We start from the raw sequence: 13196 nt of genomic DNA, 5'->3' as shown, positions 1-13196 counted from the left end.
CACCTTGGCTCGGTGGGTCTGCAGGCGCGGGTGGTGCCGCCCCTGGGATGTCTCAGGTGTGGCTCACCGCGGGGGCGGGGACCACAGGTCGGTGATGGAATGTCCGAGCTCGGCGAGCATCGAGTGCAGCGCCGCGGGGGAGACCCCGATGACGGAGAGGTGGTCTCCCTCGATGGATTCGATGAAGGCGGAGCCGCGACCGTCGATGGTGAAGCCTCCGGCACAGTTCAGCGGTTCCCCGGACTGGGCGTAGCGCCGGATCTCGGCGTCGCTGGGCTCACCGAAGTTCACCCGGGTGGAGACCGTGCGCTGGGCGCGAGTCCCGGTGGCGGCGTCGACCAGGGCGTGGCCTGTGTGGAGCACTCCGGTGCGTCCGCGCATCTGCTTCCAGCGTTGCACCGCGACGTCGACCTCATGGGGTTTGCCGTAGCTGGCCCCGTCGAGCTCGAAGACCGAGTCGCAGCCCAGCACCAGGACCGTGGGGCGGCTGTTGATGCCGGGCAGGTTCGCGACTGCCGAGGCCTTCATGTCGGCGAGCAGCTGGGCCTCCATGGCGGGGGTGAGCTGCTCGTCGTCGAGCTTCTCCCGAGCGGCTGCCACGGCTGCGGGCTCGTCGACGTCGGAGACGCGCACAGTGAAGGCGATGTCGGCCTGGTTCAGGATCCGGGCGCGGCTGGTCGAGGCGGAGCCGAGGATCAGGCGGGTCATCGCAGGCCCGCCGCATGCTTCCAGGAGTCCGGCCCGGGTCGACCCCAGAGGCCGAGCCGACGTCGGCGCTGGAGGGTGCGATCGGTGGGTCCGGCGCTGCCGGCCCCGTTGCCCTCCGTCCCGGAGGCTCCGGCCAGGGTGCCCAGCAGGGCGGTCACCGCGGCGAGCTCCTCATCGCTGAGCGTCCCGCCGGCCATCTGCAGGTCCGCGCCGTCCGCAGCCTCCGGATCCTGCTCCGCCTCCGCCTCCGCGTCAAAATCAGAGTCCGACCCAGCCTCGGAACCCTGCTCGAGGTCGATGCCCTCAGTGACAGCCGCCGACCGAGGTGCTTCGGCGGTCGACTCGGAGCCGGGACCGGCGTCGCTCGGGGCAGCCGCCGCGGGGCTCGCGGCGAGCTCCTCGGCGCTCATGGTTGCATCGGTCATGGTCTGAAGCCCTCCTAGAGCGGAATGTTCCCGTGCTTCTTGGCCGGCAGCGCCTCACGCTTGTGCTGAGTGGCGCGCAGGGCGTTGGCGATCTGCCAGCGGGTCTCCGCCGGTTCGATCACCGCATCGATATAGCCGAGTTCAGCGGCCTGGTATGGATTCAGCAGCTCCGCCTCGTAGTCGGCGATCAGCGACCTGCGGCGCCCCTCGACGTCCCCGCCGGACTTCTCCACCGCGGCGAGGTCGCGCCGGTAGAGGATGTTCACCGCGCCCTGAGCGCCCATCACACCGATCTGCGCCGTGGGCCAGGCCAGGTTCACATCCGCGCCGAGCTTCTTGGAGCCCATCACGATGTAGGCGCCGCCGAAGGCCTTGCGCGTGATCACCGTGATCTTCGGGACCGTGGCCTCGGCGTAGGCGTAGAGCAGCTTCGCGCCGCGCCGGATGATCCCGTTGAACTCCTGGTCGGTGCCCGGCAGGAAGCCCGGGACGTCGACCAGGGTCAGGATCGGGATGTTGAAGGAGTCGCAGAAGCGGACGAATCGCGCGGCCTTCTCCGAGGCGGCGATGTCCAGGGTCCCGGCGAACTGGGTGGGCTGGTTCGCCACGACGCCGACCGAGCGGCCCTCCACCCGGCCGAAGCCGATGGTGACGTTCGGGGCGTAGAGGCTCTGCAGCTCCAGGAAGTGACCATCATCGAGGATCTGCTCGATGAGGGTGCGCATGTCGTAGGGCGCCGAGGATGAATCCGGGATCAGCGCGTTGAGCGCCTCGTCTCCGGCCTCGATCTTGGGCCGCTCCTCGAAGTCCTCGATGGGCGCCTCAGCCAGGTTGTTCAGCGGCAGGAACTCCAGCAGCTCCTTGGCGAACTCCACGGCGTCGGCCTCGTCGGTGGCCATGTAGGCGGCGGTTCCGGTGACCGTGGAGTGGGAGCGTGCTCCGCCGAGGGTCTCCATGTCGACGTCCTCACCGGTGACCGACTTGATGACGTCGGGTCCGGTGATGAACATGTGCGAGGTCTTGTCCACCATGATCACGAAGTCGTTCAGGGCGGGGGAGTAGGCGGCGCCGCCGGCGGCCGGGCCCATGATCAGCGTGATCTGTGGGACCACGCCCGAGGCGTGGACGTTGTTCCGGAAGATATCGGCGAACATGGCCAGCGAGGCCACACCCTCCTGGATGCGCGCGCCGCCGCCGTCGTTGATCCCGATCACCGGGCAGCCGTTGCGCGCGGCGAACTCCTGGACCTTGACGATCTTCTCGCCGTTGACCTTCGAGAGCGAGCCGCCGAAGACCGTGAAGTCCTGGGAGTAGACGGCGACGAGCCGGCCATCGATGGTGCCGTAGCCCGAGACCAGGCCGTCACCCAGCGGGTGGCGGGTCTCCATCCCGAAGGAGGTGGAGCGGTGCACCGCCAGGGCGTCGAGCTCGACGAAGGAGTCCGGGTCCAGAAGCATGTCGATGCGCTCCCGGGCGGTGTTCTTCCCGCGGCTGTGCTGCTTGGCCACGGCTTCCTCCCCGGCGGGGGCATGGGTCTTGTCGCGTCGCCGGCGGAAGTCTGCCAGTTTGCCGGCGGTGGTGGTGAGGTCTGACGTCATGGCTGCGCGGGGGTACCTTTCCGATCGCAGGCTGGAGGAAGTCCACAATTCAGCGGCCAGTCTATCCAGGTGAGGGTGCCATTCCGCTGTGGACTCTCTACAAAAAGCCAGGCGGGACTTGCGCGCATCGACGGAGCCGTCCGCTTCCACCCATGGTTACCCACCGGTAGGGTGATTCTATGACCCAGTTCACATCACCTGACCCCGCCCCTGCCGTGGAGACCACCCAGGCTGGCGAACTCACCGGACGGACCGTCCTGATCTCCGGCGGATCCCGGGGCATCGGACACGCCATCGCCGTCGCGCTGGCCGCCCGCGGTGCCAACGTCGCGCTCCTGGCGAAGACCGACACCCCGCACCCGAAGCTCGCCGGCACCGTGCACACCGCCGTGGAGGACATCCGTGCCGCCGGAGGCCAGGGACTCGCGGTGGTCGGCGACGTGCGCCGCGACGAGGACGTGCTCTCGGCGGTGGAGCAGACCGTGGAGACCTTCGGCGGCATCGACATCGTCATCAACAATGCCTCGGCGATCGATCTCTCACCCACCGAGGTGCTGGACATGAAGCGCTACGACCTGATGCACGACATCAATGTCCGGGGCACCTTCCTGCTGTCCAAGACCGCCGCCCCGCACCTGCGCACCAGCGCCGCCAAACACCAGACCTCCCTCGACGACGACGCCGCGGGCTCGGCTGCCGGAGCGGCCGGTTCAGCCGGGGGAGCGCCCGGGCCTTCTGCGCAGACCGGCTTCACCCCGCAGATTCTGACGCTCTCCCCGCCGCTGGCGCTGAGCGAGTCCGGTCTGGACCCCGTCTGGCTCGGCCGGCATCTGGCCTACACGATGTCCAAGTATGGGATGTCGATGACCACCGTGGGCCTGGCGGCAGAGCTGGCGCCTGACGGCGTGGCCGTGAACTCGCTGTGGCCGGCCACCTATATTGACACCGCGGCGATCCGGAACCTGGCGGCGCTCGCCGGCGAGCAGGGCGAGACCATGATCCGCGGCGCCCGCCGGGTGGACATCGTCGCCGACGCGGCCGTGGCGCTGCTCTCCGGACAGGTGACCAGCCCCGCGCCCGACGGCACGCTGCGTCCGATCAGCGGGGCCTTCCTCACCGATGAACAGGTCCTGCGCCAGCTGGGCGTCGAGGACTTCACCGACTACGCGGTGGATCCCGAGGCCGAGCTGATCCCCGACGCCTTCCTCTGACGCGTCCTCACCCCGGCGGTCCACCCGCGCGGCGTCACCCCGGCGGTCCGATCCCGGTGACCTAATCTGGGCTCATGACTGCCGCGCTGCCACCGCTCGACGAGGCCATGCTCGCCCGACGACTGCTCACCGATGCCGGGGGCTCCTATTCTCGTATCACCCGGGTCGAGTCCGTCGGGTCCACGAATCAGTGGCTGATCGACGCGCTCACCGCCGAGTCACGGGCGCATCGGCCTGGCCAGGGTCAGACGAGGACGGAGTGGCCTCACCTCTCGGTGCTCACGGCTGAGGAGCAGACCGGTGGTCGGGGTCGGCTCGGACGGGTCTGGAGCTCGCCGAAGGGGGCGTCGCTCTCGACCTCGATCGTGCTGCGCCCGCAGTTTGACCCGTCGTATCTGGGCTGGCTCTCGATGCTCGCCGGTCGGGCTCTTGTGGACACGCTGCGTCACGACGTCGGACTCGACACCGAGGGTCAGCGTGCGGTGCTCAAGTGGCCCAATGACGTGCAGGTGACCCAGCCCGAGGGGCCGGCGCGGAAGATCAGCGGGATCCTTGCCTCGGTCGTGGCTGGCGCTCCGGGGACCGGACCGGCCGCCGTCGTCGTCCTGGGGGCCGGAATCAACGTGCTGCTCACGCCCGAGCAGCTGCCCATCGAGAATTCCACCTCTGTGCTGATCGAGCTCCACCGCAGGCGGACGGATCCGCGCGCCGAGTCATCCGATGAGCCGGACCACAGGGTCAATCAAGCCGTCGAGCCGTTGAGCGACGCTGGGTCGCTCAGTGATGTCGAGTCGGACAGCGATGGCGCCGGGCGGCTGCGCTCCGAGCTGCTGTGCTGCTATCTGGAGCGCTTCGCGGATCTGCTCGGCGTCGTCGAAGCTGCCGCGCGGGACGCTCCGGAGACGGTGCCTCAGGTGCTGATCCGGCTGGTGGGGGAGGTGCTGACCACCCTCGGGCACGAGGTCCGCGTGGAGCTGCCCGACGGCAGCGCCGAGCGCGGCGTCGCCCAGGGACTCACCTCCCAGGGTGCGCTCGACGTGAAGGTCGCCGCCCGGCGCACCGCACCCGAGCAGGACTGGACGCCCCTGGTCCCGCAGCTGAAATCCTTCTCGGCCGGTGACGTGACGCATCTTCGCCCCACCTCCTAGCGTTTTACCGGGGCTTGCGCGGAACACCGGCGGGACCGTCGGGCCGGTACTCCACGTGATGCCCGGTAAAACGCCGCAGGAGGACGGGCCAAGCTGGTGCTCAGCCACCCCCGGTAGACTCATGTCCCAGAACGCATGTGAACTTGCGCGCCCTGGCCCGGGGAGCGTGGACGAGGACCGGCAGGAGGCTGTGGCTCACGATGAAGCTCAAGCTGGTCGACGGCGAGCAGGTGGTCATCCGCACCCGCGCCCATCACCGCGCGCTGCTCCCTGCACTGCTGAACCTCCTCATCACCGTGATGGTGATGAGCTTCCTGCTGGGCTACCTCTCCCGCGCAGACCAGCCCGAGTTCGTGGAGCACTACCAGCACATCGGGGTCTTCCTGGTGTGGGCCGGCGGGCTCCTCGCGCTCGCCTTCGGGACGCTCAAGCCGTTGCTGACCTGGGGCAACCGGATGACCTATCTGACCAGCCACCGGGTGGTGCAGAAGAACCTGCTCGGCGCCGCCCAGGCGAGCGTCGTCCCGCTGGGTCTGCTCTCCGAGGTGCAGCTCAAGCAGTCCCGGATCCAGTCCATGTCCGAGGCCGGTGACCTGATCCTGCTCCACGGCGCCTACGGCCAGCATCAGCGCACCCGGCTGAGCAACATGCCCGACGCCGCGCACTTCCAGACCGTCATCGCCGAGGAGCTGGGCGAATACCGACGCCAGGTCGCCGCCCAGTACGCGAGCCAGGCCCCCGCTCCCGGCGGATACGGAGAGGCGCACTATGCCTGAGACACCGGCAGCCCGCGACCCGAGACCGGTCTACCTTGGAGGCGAGGACACCGACGCCTCCTGGCGGGCCGTGCGCTACACGCCCCCGGGCGCCAGCAGCGGAATCGAGCTCAGCGGCGAACCGACCAGGCTCTCCCCGGAGGCCGCGGGGTCCGCCGAGGCGGCCGGCCTCGACGGCCCGCCGCGCGGAGTCTCCGCCAACTACTCCGCGGCTGAGCTCGAAGCGGCCCGCCAGGACTGGTCCGACTTCAACTCCCCGCGACTCCAGGGCAAGGTGCGCAAGACCGTGCTGCAGGAGGCTGGGGAGGGGCGGCTCACCACCGACCCTGCCTTCACCGTTCCTCAGGAAGGATTGGCGGACCGCAGCCTCGGCCTCACTGCCGGGCAGGTGCAGGCGGCGCGCCACGCCGGCGCGGACACGCCCACCTCGGCGTTCAACGGGCATGAACGCTCCCCGGAGACCGCGGCCATCCCGATCCCGACCATGGAACAGCGCGAATGGCACCGGACCATCCGCGACCTGGAGCACCGGCTGCTCGGCGCCGAACGCACCCTGACCTACCGCGAGATGGCGCACCAGCTGGGCGTCTCCACGCGCTCGGCCCGGCGTCTCTGGCGCGCGCTGGGATTCCCTAACCTTGACGACGACGTCAAAGCCTTCACCAAGACCGACGTCGAGGCGCTGGCCACCATGATCGAACTGGTCCGCGACGGTCACCTGAATGAGGAGACCGCCATCTCGATGACCCGCTCGGTGGGGCAGATGACCGACCGGATGGTGGTCTGGCAGATCGAGGCCCTGGTGGAGGACAAGATCGCCAACGGCCAGCTCTCCGACGCGGTGGCGCGCACCCAGGTCGTCGAGACGCTGCCCCAGCTGATCGAGCCCATCCAGAAGCTCATGGGCTACACCTGGCGACGCCAGCTCTCGGCGGCCCTGCAGCGGCTCACCGTCCGGGTCGAGTCCGGCCTGGCCGCCACGGCACACGGGCGCACCGGCGCTGAGGACGACGCCGCCCTCCCGCTGGCCCGCGCCGTCGGCTTCGCCGACCTGGTCTCCTACACCTCGCTCTCGCGGCAGATGAACGAGCGCACCCTGGCCCACATGGTCCAGCACTTCGAGTCCAAATGCGCCGAGATCATCTCCATCGGCGGAGGCCGGCTGGTGAAGACCGTCGGAGACGAGGTGCTCTACAACGCCGAGACCCCCGAGGCCGGCGCCGAGATCGCGCTCGCCCTGGCCGAGTCCATCGCGGCCGACGGCGTCCTGCCCGAAGCGCGGGTATCGGTGGTGTGGGGGCGCGTGCTCTCCCGGATGGGGGACATCTACGGACCCACCGTGAACCTGGCCGCCCGACTGACCTCGCTGGCGGACCCGGGCACGATCTTGGTGGACCAGGTCACCGCCCAGACGCTGGAGTCCAATCCGGATTACCTGCTGGTCCCGCAGCCGCCCCGGATCGTGCGCGGCTTCGGTGAAGTCCAGCCGAACATGCTCCTGCGCGGCCAGGGTGCCGGGATCATCACCGAGAACCGCTGACCCTCGACGCCTCCACAGCAGGTCCGGAATCACACCCTGCCTCCGCCACGTCTGCGGCCGCGCGGCGCGAAAAGCGCCGCACCGTCACCACATCCACCGGCACCGTGACAAGATGGTGATGTGGCAGCGAGCGCAGAAAGTCCAGAGGAGCCCCGGGAGCAGCAGACTCAGTCCGCAGGCCTCTACCTCGACTATGGATACGGGTCCCATGTGGGCCTGCGCCGTGAACTCAACGAGGACTCCTCGGTGATCACCGATACGCTCTTCGCCGTGGCCGACGGAATGGGCGGACACGAGGCCGGCGAGGTCGCCTCGGCGCTCGCCGTGCAGACCCTCGCCGATGGCTGGAACCGGGCCGAGGGCCGCGTCTCGCGAGACGAGATCCAGACCTTCCTGGGCGAAGCAGACCAGCGGATCCGGGAGGCGACAGACTCCAAGGCCGGCACCACGGTCTCCGGCGCGCTGCTCGCCGACCAGGGCGATGGGCTGAACTGGCTCGTCTTCAACATCGGCGACTCCCGCACCTATCTCTTCGAAGACGCCCGGCTGCAGCAGCTGAGCCGGGACCACTCCCAGGTCCAGGACATGTTCGAATCCGGAATCATCAGCGCCGAGGAGCTGCACACCCACCCGCAGCGCAATGTCATCACTCGGGCCCTGGGCGCCGGGGACATGTGGGACGCGGACTACTTCGAATCCCCGGTGCGGTCGGGCCAGCGGCTGATGATCTGCTCCGACGGACTCAGCGGAGAGCTGAACGACTCCGAGATCGAACGCATCCTTGGCGCCGGACGCAACGCCCAGGACACCGTGGATTGGCTCATCCACCAGGCCCTGCGCGCCGGTGGCCGCGACAACGTCACCGTCGTCGTCGTAGATGTGCAGGAACAGGTCGCTTGACCCCACCTCTGCGTCCTCGATAGCGTCCAAGTCAGTCACCTGTTGCCACCAACAGCTCGCGTCGGGTGGTCGGGGAGCCCAGCTCCCACCGCCGTCGGACGCAGGAAGGAGCACAGTTGCAGCTGACCAATCTACGAGGCGTCTACGAGGCCCAGGGCCCGTTCGCCACCGTCTACCTCGAAGCTCGTTCCCCCGCCGCCGATGCCGAGGATCAGCTCCGGCTCCGCTGGCAGGATCTCCGAGGCCAGCTCGCCGAGGCGGGAACCCCTGATGCGGCACTGACCGCGCTGGACGAGTCCGTCACCGGACCCGCAGCCACCGAGGTCCACAATGAAGGCCGCGTCCTCGTGGCCGACCAGACCCGAGTCATCCTCGAAGAGCACTTCGACGCCGCCCAGGGATCCGGGGACCTCGCCACTGTCGGCGAGCCCGCGCAGCTCGGTGACTACGTGCGTCACCGTCTCGGCGCCGCCCGGATGCTCCTGGTCATCGCTGACCAGCAGCAGGCCGTGATCCGCCGGCTGGTCGTCTCCGGCGACGAGCTGCTCGACTCCGGGGCCGAAGAATCGGTCCAGGGCTCGAGCAACGAGTCGGTGCACAAGCCCCGCCAGGGCGCGCTGAGCCACAAGCAGATCCAGCGCTCCGCCGACGAGGCCGCCACTCAGAACATCCGCGACATCTCGGAGCGAGTCGCGAAGATCGCTGACTCCTGGAACCCCGACGTGATCGTCGTCGCCGGCGAGGCCCAGGGTCGACGTGGACTGCACGAGGAGCTGCCCAAGGCGCTCCAGGAGCTCACCGTCGAGGCCGAGACCGGAGGCGGCATCCCCTCCGGCAGCGCCGATGAAGGCACCGAAGAGGCGCTGCGCGATGAGCTCACCGTGATCGCTCGCCGCGTCGTCATCGCACGCGGCAAGGACGCGACCGATCGCTACGGCGAGGCCACCGGACACGGTCGCTCCGCCGAGGGCACCGAAGAGATCCAGGCCGCGCTGCGGCTGGGCGCGGTCGACACCCTGCTGCTGCGCCAGGACGAGCGCGCCGAGGGCGAGGACCAGCTGCTGGCCGACGCCGCCGGCGTCGGCGCCTCCGTCGGGCTGATCAATTCCCCCGTCTCCGGCGCCGTGGCCGCGGTCCTGCGCTACGAGGCTCCGGTCCAGGACGTGGCCGACTGAGCCTCCACGCACCACCGGGCTGACCAGCTTGACCGAGACATCGGTCGAATCGACTGATCACCCCAGCACGACGACGGCGGCCGCTCACCTGTGAAGGTGGGCGGCCGCCGTCGTCGTGTCCGGCTCTGCGATCCGCCGGGCTTCGTGCCGTCGGAGGGTGCGGTCCGTTCCGGGGTGCGCCCCGGTCGGACCCGCCGCCCGCCGTCGTCCTGGCCGATAGACTGGACCGAGTTCATCCACCACCGATCCCGAGGGAGCTGCATGTCTGAGATCTCACGCGCAGACGTTGAGCATCTTGCCAAACTGGCGCACATCAGCATGACTGAGCAGGAGCTGGAGAAGATGGCGCAGGAGCTGGCCGTCATCGTGGATTCCGTGGCGACCGTCTCTGAGGCCGTCTCCGGCGATGTCCACGCCACCAGCCACCCGCTGCCCCTGACCAACGTCTTCCGTGAGGACGAGGTCGGGCATGTCTTCACCGCTGAACAGTCGCTGCTCAATGCACCTGACGCTGAAGCCGGCCGGTTCAAGGTCCCGGCGATCCTGGACGAGGAGTGACCCCCGATATGACCACCCACACCCATGAGCTGATCCGGCTCACCGCCGCCGAGATGGCCGCGAAGCTGCGCGCCGGGGAGATCACCTCCGTGGCGCTGACCCAGGCCCACCTGGATCGGATCGCCGCCGTCGACGGCGGTGAGCGCGGCATCAATGCCTTCCTGCACGTCGCAGAAGAGGAGGCGCTGCGCACCGCCGCCGAGGTCGACGCGATCCGCGCCGCCGGCGGGCCTGAGGCCGAGGCGCTGCACCCGCTGGCCGGCGTCCCGATCGCGGTCAAGGACCTGATCGTCACCGAAGGCCAGCCCACCACCGCCGGCTCCAGGATGCTCGACGGCTGGATGAGCCCCTACGACGCCACCGTGGTGACCAAGCTGCGCGCCGCGAAGCTGCCGATCCTGGGCAAGACCAACCTGGACGAGTTCGCGATGGGCTCCTCCACCGAGCACTCCGCCTACGGCGTGACCCGCAACCCCTGGGACGTCACCCGCATCCCCGGCGGCTCCGGGGGAGGCTCCGCGGCCGCGGTCGCCGCCTTCGAAGCCCCGCTGGCGCTGGGCACCGACACCGGAGGCTCCATCCGCCAGCCCGGCGCGATGACCGGCACCGTGGGCGGCAAGCCCACCTATGGCGCGGTCTCCCGCTACGGAGCCATCGCGATGGCCTCCTCGCTGGACCAGATCGGCCCGGTGGCCCGCACCACAGAGGACGCCGCGCTGCTCCACGAGCTGATCGCCGGACACGACCCCAGGGACTCCACCTCGCTCACCGGAGAGGTCCCGGCCCTGGCTGAGACCGTCCGCGGTGCCGATGTGGCCGGCCTGCGGATCGGAGTGATCAAGCAGCTCCAGGGCGAGGGATACCAGGAGGGCGTGCTCGCCCGCTTCCACGAGTCCCTGGACGCGCTTCGCGCCGCCGGGGCCGAGATCGTCGAGGTCGACTGCCCCAGCTTCGACTACGCGCTGGGCGCCTACTACCTGATCATGCCCTCTGAGGCCTCCTCCAACCTCGCGAAGTTCGACGGCGTGCGCTACGGCACCCGGGTGCTGCCCGAGGACGGGTCGCTGACCATCGAACGCGTCATGGGCTCGACCCGGGCCGCCGGGTTCGGCGATGAGGTCAAGCGCCGCATCATCCTGGGCACCTACGCGCTCTCGGCCGGATACTACGACGCCTACTACGGCTCCGCGCAGAAGGTCCGGACGCTCATCCAGCAGGACTTCGACGCCGCGTTCGAGAAGGCCGACGTGCTGATCTCCCCGACCTCGCCCACCGTGGCGTTCCCGCTGGGCGAGAACGACGACGACCCGCTGGCGATGTACCTCAACGATGTCGCCACGATCCCGGCGAACCTCGCCGGGATCCCGGGACTCTCGGTGCCGGGGGGACTCTCCGAGGGCCTGCCCGTGGGCATCCAGTTCCTGGCCCCGATCCGCGAGGACGCCCGGGTCTACAGGGCCGGCGCGGCGCTGGAGAAGCTGCTCACCCAGGACGCCGAGCCGCTCTGGGCCCAGGCGCCGGAGCTGGCGGAGACGGAAGCGGCGGCTCACCCCGCCGGGAAGTGAAGGAAGAGATGACTGACACGCTCACAGAGGCGTCCCCGCTGAGCTTCGAGGAGGCGCTGGAGAAGTTCGATCCGGTCCTCGGCTTCGAGGTCCACGTGGAGCTCAACACCAAGACCAAGATGTTCTCCTCGGCGCCCAACGCCTTCGGCGACGAGCCCAACACCAACGTCAACGAGGTCTGCCTCGGGCTGCCTGGCACCCTGCCCGTGGTCAACGGCAAGGCTGTGGAATACGCGGTCAAACTCGGCCTCGCGCTGAACTGCGAGATCGCCGAGTACTGCCGCTTCGCCCGCAAGCAGTACTTCTACCCGGACACCCCGAAGAACTGGCAGACCTCGCAGTACGACGAGCCGATCGCCTTCGACGGCTACCTCGACATCGAGCTCGACGACGGGGAGATCTTCCGCGTGGAGATCGAACGCGCCCACATGGAGGAGGACGCGGGCAAGCTGACCCACGCCGGCACCTCCGGACGGATCCAGGGCGCGGACTACTCCCTGGTGGACTACAACCGCTCCGGGATCCCGCTGGTGGAGATCGTGACCAAGCCCATCGTCGGCGCCGGGGCCCGTGCTCCGGAGCTCGCGCGAGCCTACGTCTCCGCGGTGCGCGACATCGTCAAGGGTCTCGACATCTCCGACGCGAAGATGGAGCGCGGCAACGTCCGCTGCGACGCCAACGTCTCGATGATGCCCAAGGGCACCACGACCTTCGGCACCCGCTCGGAGACCAAGAACGTGAACTCGCTGCGCGCCGTGGAGCACGCGGTGACCTTCGAGATGCGCCGCCATGCAGGCATCCTCGACGCCGGCGGGACCATCGTGCAGGAGACCCGGCACTGGCAGGAGGGCACCCGCACCACCAGCTCGGGCCGCCCGAAGTCCGACGCCGATGACTACCGCTATTTCCCGGAGCCGGACCTGGTCCCGATCGTCACCACCGCCGCATGGGTCGAGGAGCTGCGCTCCCAGCTGCCGGAGCCCCCGGCGGATCGCAAGCGTCGGCTGCTCGCCGCCTGGGGCTTCTCGGAGCAGGAGTTCCGTGACGTGGTCGCGGCCGGGCTGCTCGACGAGATCGACGAGACCGTGGCGACCGGGGTGTCCCCGAGCGTGGCGCGCAAATGGTGGATGGGGGAGATCTCCCGGCTGGCCAACGCACGGGACGTCGAACCAGCCGCCCTCGGTGTGGAGCCCGCCACGATCAGCGCGCTCAACGCGCTCATCGAGGAGGGCCGGATCAATGACAAGATCGCCCGCCAGGTCCTGGAGCACGTGATCGCCGGGGAAGGCACCCCGGAAGAGATTGTGACCGCCCGCGGCCTGGAGGTCGTCTCTGATGACTCCGGAGCACTCACCGCAGCGGTGGAGAAGGCCATGGCCGAGAACCCCGACGTGGTGGAGAAGATCGCCGCGGGAAAGCTCAAGGCCATCGGCGCGCTCATCGGCCCGGTCATGAAGGAGACCCGAGGCCAGGCCGATGCCGGCAAGGTCCGCGAGATCGTGCTGGCCAAGCTGGGGATCGACGGCTGACCCACTCCCACTGAGTGTCCGACAGACGGCCCAGAATCCGCTCACCGAGCGTGATTCTGGGCC

General features: G+C 69.3%; 12 protein-coding genes. 9 read left to right on the top strand and 3 right to left on the bottom strand.

Annotated features, from left to right (window positions below; all coding sequences use genetic code 11):
* Window positions 1–63 precede the first annotated feature (63 nt).
* Genes ACHAA4_RS07555 through ACHAA4_RS07545 form a run of 3 tightly spaced genes read right to left on the bottom strand, consistent with a single transcriptional unit; the run spans window position 64 to window position 2731 of the window.
* Entirely contained in the window at window positions 64–708 is a 645-nt protein-coding gene (locus ACHAA4_RS07555) for a Maf family protein (protein ID WP_435773582.1), read from the bottom strand.
* On the bottom strand, window positions 705–1133 hold the full coding sequence (locus ACHAA4_RS07550) for an acyl-CoA carboxylase epsilon subunit (RefSeq protein WP_435773581.1): 429 nt from the start codon (window positions 1131–1133) through the stop codon (window positions 705–707). Before ACHAA4_RS07550 ends, ACHAA4_RS07555 begins: the two co-directional genes overlap by 4 nt.
* 14 nt (window positions 1134–1147) lie before the next feature.
* A complete protein-coding gene (locus tag ACHAA4_RS07545) occupies window positions 1148–2731 on the bottom strand; it encodes an acyl-CoA carboxylase subunit beta (protein ID WP_435773580.1) in 1584 nt (527 codons plus the stop codon).
* Window positions 2732–2910: 179 nt separating this feature from the next.
* Here ACHAA4_RS07545 and ACHAA4_RS07540 point away from each other — a divergent pair, with 179 nt between their 5' ends.
* The 9 genes from ACHAA4_RS07540 to gatB all read left to right on the top strand — a co-directional run bounded on the left by ACHAA4_RS07540 (window position 2911) and on the right by gatB (window position 13133).
* Window positions 2911–3942, top strand: coding sequence for an SDR family oxidoreductase (locus tag ACHAA4_RS07540; RefSeq protein WP_435773579.1), 1032 nt, complete (start codon window positions 2911–2913; stop codon window positions 3940–3942).
* A gap of 74 nt (window positions 3943–4016) precedes the next feature.
* Window positions 4017–5090, top strand: coding sequence for a biotin--[acetyl-CoA-carboxylase] ligase (locus tag ACHAA4_RS07535; RefSeq protein WP_435773578.1), 1074 nt, complete (start codon window positions 4017–4019; stop codon window positions 5088–5090).
* Between the two features lie 200 nt (window positions 5091–5290).
* On the top strand, window positions 5291–5866 hold the full coding sequence (locus tag ACHAA4_RS07530; protein WP_435773577.1) for a PH domain-containing protein: 576 nt from the start codon (window positions 5291–5293) through the stop codon (window positions 5864–5866).
* Window positions 5859–7406, top strand: coding sequence for an adenylate/guanylate cyclase domain-containing protein (locus ACHAA4_RS07525; protein ID WP_435773576.1), 1548 nt, complete (start codon window positions 5859–5861; stop codon window positions 7404–7406). Before ACHAA4_RS07530 ends, ACHAA4_RS07525 begins: the two co-directional genes overlap by 8 nt.
* Window positions 7407–7526: 120 nt before the next feature.
* Entirely contained in the window at window positions 7527–8306 is a 780-nt protein-coding gene (locus ACHAA4_RS07520; RefSeq protein ID WP_435773575.1) for a PP2C family protein-serine/threonine phosphatase, read from the top strand.
* A gap of 116 nt (window positions 8307–8422) precedes the next feature.
* Entirely contained in the window at window positions 8423–9481 is a 1059-nt protein-coding gene (locus ACHAA4_RS07515) for a baeRF2 domain-containing protein (RefSeq protein WP_435773574.1), read from the top strand.
* A 261-nt stretch (window positions 9482–9742) separates the two neighbouring features.
* Window positions 9743–10039, top strand: a complete 297-nt coding sequence (gene gatC, locus ACHAA4_RS07510) for an Asp-tRNA(Asn)/Glu-tRNA(Gln) amidotransferase subunit GatC (RefSeq protein ID WP_435773573.1) — start codon at window positions 9743–9745, stop codon at window positions 10037–10039.
* Window positions 10040–10047: 8 nt separating this feature from the next.
* Entirely contained in the window at window positions 10048–11604 is a 1557-nt protein-coding gene (gatA, locus tag ACHAA4_RS07505; RefSeq protein ID WP_435773572.1) for an Asp-tRNA(Asn)/Glu-tRNA(Gln) amidotransferase subunit GatA, read from the top strand.
* 8 nt (window positions 11605–11612) lie between these two features.
* On the top strand, window positions 11613–13133 hold the full coding sequence (gene gatB / locus ACHAA4_RS07500; RefSeq protein ID WP_435773571.1) for an Asp-tRNA(Asn)/Glu-tRNA(Gln) amidotransferase subunit GatB: 1521 nt from the start codon (window positions 11613–11615) through the stop codon (window positions 13131–13133).
* The last annotated feature ends 63 nt before the right edge of the window (window positions 13134–13196 follow it).

It is taken from the genome of Nesterenkonia maliinae (assembly GCF_051262655.1).
Taxonomy (GTDB): Bacteria; Actinomycetota; Actinomycetes; order Actinomycetales; family Micrococcaceae; genus Nesterenkonia.
The sequence above is the reverse complement of the archived record's forward strand: the minus strand, read 5'-3'. Positions and strand labels throughout refer to the sequence as shown.

What these genes read in the sequence shown, in the direction of transcription:
- ACHAA4_RS07540 (WP_435773579.1), top strand. Translation starts at nt 2,911, where the DNA reads ATGACCCAGTTCACATCACCTGACCCCGCCCCTGCCGTGGAGACCACC.
- ACHAA4_RS07550 (WP_435773581.1), bottom strand. Translation starts at nt 1,133, where the DNA reads ATGACCGATGCAACCATGAGCGCCGAGGAGCTCGCCGCGAGCCCCGCG.
- ACHAA4_RS07555 (WP_435773582.1), bottom strand. Translation starts at nt 708, where the DNA reads ATGACCCGCCTGATCCTCGGCTCCGCCTCGACCAGCCGCGCCCGGATC.
- ACHAA4_RS07535 (WP_435773578.1), top strand. Translation starts at nt 4,017, where the DNA reads ATGACTGCCGCGCTGCCACCGCTCGACGAGGCCATGCTCGCCCGACGA.
- gatB (WP_435773571.1), top strand. Translation starts at nt 11,613, where the DNA reads ATGACTGACACGCTCACAGAGGCGTCCCCGCTGAGCTTCGAGGAGGCG.
- gatC (WP_435773573.1), top strand. Translation starts at nt 9,743, where the DNA reads ATGTCTGAGATCTCACGCGCAGACGTTGAGCATCTTGCCAAACTGGCG.
- ACHAA4_RS07545 (WP_435773580.1), bottom strand. Translation starts at nt 2,731, where the DNA reads ATGACGTCAGACCTCACCACCACCGCCGGCAAACTGGCAGACTTCCGC.
- gatA (WP_435773572.1), top strand. Translation starts at nt 10,048, where the DNA reads ATGACCACCCACACCCATGAGCTGATCCGGCTCACCGCCGCCGAGATG.
- ACHAA4_RS07525 (WP_435773576.1), top strand. Translation starts at nt 5,859, where the DNA reads ATGCCTGAGACACCGGCAGCCCGCGACCCGAGACCGGTCTACCTTGGA.
- ACHAA4_RS07530 (WP_435773577.1), top strand. Translation starts at nt 5,291, where the DNA reads ATGAAGCTCAAGCTGGTCGACGGCGAGCAGGTGGTCATCCGCACCCGC.